This window comes from Phyllobacterium sp. (assembly GCF_037994405.1).
Taxonomy (GTDB): domain Bacteria; phylum Pseudomonadota; class Alphaproteobacteria; order Rhizobiales; family Rhizobiaceae; genus Phyllobacterium.
The window spans coordinates 1-6,075 of the sequence record NZ_JBBNAN010000035.1 but is presented as its reverse complement, the minus strand read 5'-3'; the positions used below and the strand labels follow the sequence as shown (position 1 = coordinate 6,075).

Below are 6,075 nucleotides of genomic sequence, written 5' to 3'. Positions count from 1 at the left end.
TTAGAGCACTTCTCGATAGATAGGACGCAGTTCTGTTTCTCGGATGGCGAGGCAATTCACGCGGAAGGGTTCAAGGCTGATGTCTTTCCATCGTCGGGTGCCGCCTGACAAAGTGGTTGGCGGCCAGCCGGAAACCCGAATGGCCAGGTGAATTCGAGCCTCGCCAAACCCCTCGACCTTGTCCACGAATTCTCTCCGGCAGTACGCGTCCTAATTACCGAGAGTGCTCTAAGGCAAGGCTGATGCCGCAGTTGGAGAAGCCAATCCCCTCCAACGCACCGGCTGGCTCGGTGCCCGCTGCTTTTGCCCTCAAACCGAAAGTGATCTCAGTATTTCTTCGGGTTTCACCGCATACAACAAGTGCAAGGTTGTATTGCGGCCTATTCTGCTGGTGCAACTGCCTTGATCATCGGCCGGTGCCCTGAAACCTCTGCGCCGGCGTCCGGCTTCAGGCCCCTGAACGACAGACATGCAAGCGCCGAAATAGCCGCCACGATGAAGAAAGCGATGTGGAAATCAGCGAGCTGCAGTGGCCCGCCGTGAATTTTGGTGGAAACCTCAAGGATGCCGCCGGCAACCGCAACGCCGAGCGCAATCGAAATCTGCTGGGCTACGGAACTGATGGGCGTGGCCTGGCTCGTCTGCTCGTTCGGAATATCCGCGTAAGCAAGGGCATTGGTCCCCGTGAAGAACAGTGAACGGAAGAAACCGCCGGCCAGGAGCAGCAGGATCATTAGCAGGTAAGGCGTTTGCGGCGTGAACAACCCGCTGATGGCGATGAATCCGGCCGCAACCACAGAGCCGTACATCAGCGAATTGCGGAAACCCGTCTTGCGATAAAACCATTTCGTTACAAGTTTCATGCTCATGGCGCCAAGTGCCGACACGAAGGTGATCAGGCCGGACTGGAATGGCGTCATGCCAAAGCCAATCTGGAACATCAGCGGCAACAGGAAGGGTACCGCACCTACGCCGATACGGAACAGGCTGCCTCCGATGATCGAAGCCCTGAACACCTGATTATTGAACAGGTCGAGAGCAAGGAGGGGTTCCGCCGTCTTGTGCGCGTGGATGAGGTAGAAGGTTGCCGATGTGACGCCCACGACGAGCGTCGAGAAACCCACCCAGGACGGCAGAGCCGGGAGGCTGACAACCGACAGCCCGAACACGACGCCGGAAGCCGCAATGCCGCTGAGGAAAAAGCCTGGTACATCGAGAGGCCGCTGGACAAGTGTTTCGACCGCCGGGAGATAGCGTGTCGCAAACCAGATTCCGATCAGACCGATCGGCACATTGATCAGGAAGATCCAGTGCCAGCTGAAATAGGTGGTGAGGAAGCCCCCGACCGGCGGTCCGAGCAGGGGCCCGATGAGCGCAGGCATGGTGAGCCAGGCCATCGCGCCAACCAATTCGCTGCGCGGCGTCGATCGCACCAGAACGAGGCGTCCTACAGGCGTCATCATCGCACCGCCGACGCCCTGAAAGAATCGGGAGACCACGAAAGGCAGCAATGAATCGGAGACTGCGCAGGCGATGGATCCGAGAACAAATACGACAATCGCGGCCCGGAATACATTCTTCGCGCCAAATCTGTCGGCCATCCAGCCACTGACCGGAATGAATACCGCCAGCGACACGAGATAGGCCGTCAATGCGAGCTTAAGTGCGATCGGGCTCGTACCAATGTCGGCAGCGATTGCCGGTAGCGATGTTGAAATAACGGTTGAGTCCATTTGCTCCATGAACAGAGCCACGGCAAGCACAAGCGGAACGATGCGATTCACATTGAGATCCAGTTCTCAGACGGTTGAGAAAGCAGGAGGCGGGGTCCGGAAGTAGGACTTGAGTCTCTCGGTATGAGTTCCGATAGCACCAGCGCTAAGCGTGCTCAAGCGGCGATCAAACAGAAGTGATCCAGCGGTAGGTTGTTGTGATCGATTCGCAGGCAGCAGACCGGCGACGTTGATGCTCTGCAGTGTAGACTGCCGCAGCTATCAATGGCTGCCCAAGGAGATAATCCATGTCAATATTTGAGATTTCCCGCCGCAACCTTTTCCTTGCTTCCAGCGCCATGGCAGGAGGATTGGCAATGCCGCAATTCATGACGAGCACCGAAGCAGCTGTACCGCAATCAGATGCCAAGACCCCGGGCTTCAAGCGTTTCAAGCTCGGAGATTTTGAGATCACCACGCTGCTTGATGGATTGCGACCCGGCGACGGTCCACATCCAACCTTCGGCGCAAACCAGAAGCAGGAGACGGTTGCTGAATTGATGAAGGCGAACTTCCTGCCCGAGACAAAATTCGTCAATGGGTTCGCTCCCGTTCTGGTCAATACGGGATCTGAACTGATCCTGTTCGATACCGGGTTTGGCGACGCTGGCCGCGAAAATGGTCTGGGCCAGCTGGAAGCCAATATGAAAGCTGCCGGATACACGCCTGATCAAGTGACGATCGTCGTAATCACCCACATGCATGGGGATCACATCGGCGGCCTCATGAATGGCCAAACGCCGGGCTTTGCCAATGCCCGCTATGTCGCCGGTCAGATCGAATATGACCACTGGACCGATCCTGCCCGCACAGGCACGCCCGCCGAAAACGGCGCAAAGGGTGTCAGTGCCAAGGTCAAGCCGCTTGCCGAGAAAACCACCTTCATCAAGGCAGGCGATTCTGTTGTTTCAGGCATTACGAGCGAGGCTGCTTATGGCCACACGCCGGGGCACATGATTTTCCATATTGAATCCGCCGGGAAACATCTGGTCTTGACGGCCGACACCGCCAATCACTATGTCGCGTCGCTACAGCGCCCCGAATGGGAAATTGCGTTCGACACCGACAAAACCATGGGCGCGGCGACACGCAAGAAGGTCTTTGACATGACCGCAACGGACCGGGTGCCTTTCATCGGCTACCACATGCCGTTCCCTGCGGTCGGCTATGCCGAAAAGCAAGATATAGGCTATCGCTTCGTGCCGGCCACCTATCAGTTCGATGTCTGACGATTGGCGGCCGGTTCGGCGCACCTGCGCCGGATCGCATCATGTCAGGAAACGTCAATATTATGCGCCACGATCTTGCTCAGCGGGCCAGTAATTGCGTTTACGTCTTTCCAAACCGACATATCCATGTTACCAGCCCGTGCCAATTCACTTGAACACAACTGACTCGGCGCTCCACCACCGTGGTGCGCCCTTTAGTCGTATTAGCCGTATTGTAAGGAATTGGTCATGGCAAAAATCGTTGAATCCGCGACAGGCGCACTCGCACTGACATTTGATGATGTCCTGCTGCAACCCGGTCATTCCGAGGTCATGCCCGGCCAGACCGATATTCGCACCCGCATCGCGCCCGACATCGAGCTCAACCTGCCGTTGCTTTCCGCAGCCATGGATACGGTTACTGAGTCGCGCCTTGCCATAGCAATGGCGCAGGCTGGCGGCATGGGCGTCATCCACCGCAATCTCACACCGGAATTGCAGGCCGAGGAAGTTCGGCAGGTCAAGAAGTTCGAATCCGGCATGGTCGTCAACCCCGTGACCATCGGACCGGATGCAACCCTTGCCGATGCACAGGCCCTGATGCGTGCCCATGGCATTTCCGGCATTCCCGTCGTTGAAAACGCTGGCGAGGGCAGCCGCAAGCCCGGCCGCCTCGTTGGTATCCTCACTAATCGCGACGTGCGCTTCGCTTCCGATCCTGCGCAGAAAATCTACGAACTGATGACGCGTGAGAACCTGATCACGGTGCGCGAAAATGTTCAGCAGGACGAAGCCAAGCGTTTGCTGCATCAGCATCGCATCGAAAAGCTGCTGGTCGTCGACGACAAGGGCTATTGTGTTGGTCTTATCACGGTAAAGGACATCGAGAAGTCGCAGCTCAACCCGAATGCCGCCAAGGATGCGCAGGGCCGTCTGCGCGTTGCTGCCGCATCCAGCGTCGGCGAGGATGGCTTCGAGCGGGCAGAGCGCTTGATCGCTGCCGGCGTGGACGTTCTTGTCATCGACACGGCCCATGGCCATTCACAGCGCGTTCTGGACGCGGTCACCCGCGCCAAGAAGATGTCCAATGCGGTCCGCATCATCGCTGGCAATGTTGCAACTGCTGCTGGAACACAGGCCCTCATCGATGCGGGCGCTGATGCGGTCAAGGTCGGCATCGGACCAGGCTCGATCTGCACCACGCGTATCGTCGCCGGTGTTGGCGTGCCGCAGCTTTCCGCTATCATGTCTGCCGTGGAAGCGGCACACAAATCCGGCGTTCCCGTCATTGCGGATGGCGGCATCAAATATTCCGGCGATTTCGCCAAGGCGCTGGCCGCAGGTGCCGCTGCCGCCATGGCGGGTTCGGCACTGGCCGGCACCGAGGAAAGCCCTGGCGAGGTCTACCTTTATCAGGGCCGCTCGTTCAAGGCCTACCGCGGCATGGGCTCTGTGGGCGCCATGGCACGCGGCTCGGCGGATCGCTACTTCCAGGCGGAAGTGCGCGATGAGCTGAAGCTGGTGCCGGAAGGCATCGAAGGCCAGGTTGCCTATAAGGGCCCGGTCTCCGGCGTTCTGCACCAGCTCGCGGGCGGCCTGCGTGCTTCCATGGGCTATGTCGGTGCAAAAAATTTGGAAGAATTCCGTGAAAAGGCTACATTCGTCCGCATTACCAATGCAGGCCTGCGCGAGAGCCACACCCATGATGTCACGATCACCCGTGAAAGCCCGAACTACCCGGGCGGCAACTGATAGACGGTGAGGGGCGATGTCTGACAACGCCCTTCGCGATCACTTCACGGCCATGGCGCGCAACAGCGCCTGGTCGAACCACAGGCTGCTAAGTGCCTGCGAACAGCTGACCGACGCCGAGTTCGCGCAGGAGCGTACCAGCTTCTTTCCGTCCATCCAGTTGACGCTCAACCACAATCTTATCGTCGATCACATTTACATGGCTGATATGATCGGCACGGGCCGCAAGAATATCGGCCTCGTTGGCGATATACCCTATCCGAAAGCGGCGGACCTCAAGCGTGCCCAGATTGAATTCGACAACAGTCTCATCGGCTTTTGCGATGATTTGGCTTCGGAAGACCTTGATCGGATCGTCGCAATCACATGGGGCACCGGCGACACCTCGCAGGAGCCCATCTACCTCTTGCTATCGCACCTTTTCGTGCATCAGATCCATCATCGCGGGCAAGCGCATGCCATGCTGGCGGGAACCAATGTTCCGCCGCCACAGCTCGACGAGTTCTTTCTGAACTACGACAGACCACGACGGCAGGGCGAGCCCTTTACGGAGTAGGGATCAGTCGCGCCCTATGCGCCCGAGATGCGTATCCTGGAATGAGGTCTCGAATTTCAGCCCGTAACCAAGCGTGCGATCCATGGCGATGTGGAACACCCAGATGATGCCGATCGAGAGAACCGGCTGAGACCCGTACCACCACCCGAAGACGCCGATCGCCAGAGCGACGAGATAAACGTGGAATGCGTTGTAACAGATGGCACCGATCCGGGGGCCTTTGAGATAGCCCAGCATGGAGAGGTCCGGAGCCAGCACCAGCAGTGCAAAGAGCCACCAGCTTCCCCCCCACATGCCATAACTGACCAAGGCAAGCACTGCGACGAGTGCCGCCTCGAGCCGAAGCAGAACATTCGTACTCAAAGCCGCGCACTCCCTGGTATCGTTCGAATCGAAACTTGAACATCCTAGCACCCATTCAGGGAATGATCTTCCGTTCCCGAAGGTCGCGGAATACGCTGATGAACATCTCCCCCGTGTCGACATAGTCATGGAAGCCGGCGCGCCGCAGCCTGGTGCCATCGGCAAAGAAGTCATAGTTCCAGCCGAAGACCGCATCGCCGAAACCCCAGGACGAAACATCCCTGTAAGGCGTGTCGGCAAGAGCGTGCTTCTTGATCATCTTCTTCCACAGACCCTCCTTGTCCGCCATGATCACGTTGAGCGACATTGGAAGCGGCGGGGCGACTTCCAGGTCGAAGAATTTGGCGATCTTCGGCCACATTTCGCTCCAGCGGAAAAGATCGCCATTGTTGATGTTGAACGCCTGATTGCCGCAATGCGGGTT

The 6,075-nt window shown here is 58.1% G+C and carries 5 protein-coding genes and 1 pseudogene; 3 read left to right on the top strand and 3 right to left on the bottom strand.

Going from position 1 to position 6,075, the window contains the following annotated elements; genetic code table 11:
- Window positions 1–380 precede the first annotated feature (380 nt).
- Window positions 381–1,784 carry a DHA2 family efflux MFS transporter permease subunit gene (locus AAAC48_RS02370; RefSeq protein WP_340652631.1) on the bottom strand — a complete coding sequence of 468 codons (1,404 nt, stop codon included), beginning with the start codon at window positions 1,782–1,784 and terminating at the stop codon, window positions 381–383.
- 305 nt (window positions 1,785–2,089) lie between these two features.
- On the opposite strand from AAAC48_RS02370, the gene AAAC48_RS02365 reads away from it, so the two are divergent.
- The 3 genes from AAAC48_RS02365 to AAAC48_RS02355 all read left to right on the top strand — a co-directional run bounded on the left by AAAC48_RS02365 (window position 2,090) and on the right by AAAC48_RS02355 (window position 5,288).
- Complete coding sequence (locus tag AAAC48_RS02365) at window positions 2,090–3,001, top strand: MBL fold metallo-hydrolase (RefSeq protein WP_340652632.1); 912 nt, start codon at window positions 2,090–2,092, stop codon at window positions 2,999–3,001.
- A 228-nt stretch (window positions 3,002–3,229) separates the two neighbouring features.
- Entirely contained in the window at window positions 3,230–4,732 is a 1,503-nt protein-coding gene (guaB, locus tag AAAC48_RS02360) for an IMP dehydrogenase (protein WP_340652630.1), read from the top strand.
- 16 nt (window positions 4,733–4,748) lie between these two features.
- Window positions 4,749–5,288, top strand: a complete 540-nt coding sequence (locus AAAC48_RS02355) for a DinB family protein (protein ID WP_340652629.1) — start codon at window positions 4,749–4,751, stop codon at window positions 5,286–5,288.
- A gap of 3 nt (window positions 5,289–5,291) precedes the next feature.
- Here the strand turns inward: AAAC48_RS02355 and AAAC48_RS02350 are convergent, their stop codons facing one another.
- Both AAAC48_RS02350 and AAAC48_RS02345 read right to left on the bottom strand, forming a co-directional pair.
- Window positions 5,292–5,651: a DUF4260 domain-containing protein gene (locus AAAC48_RS02350; protein WP_340652628.1), complete on the bottom strand. Its 360-nt coding sequence runs from the start codon at window positions 5,649–5,651 to the stop codon at window positions 5,292–5,294.
- Between the two features lie 55 nt (window positions 5,652–5,706).
- A pseudogene (locus AAAC48_RS02345) lies at window positions 5,707–6,075 on the bottom strand (NAD-dependent dehydratase); the annotation flags it as partial.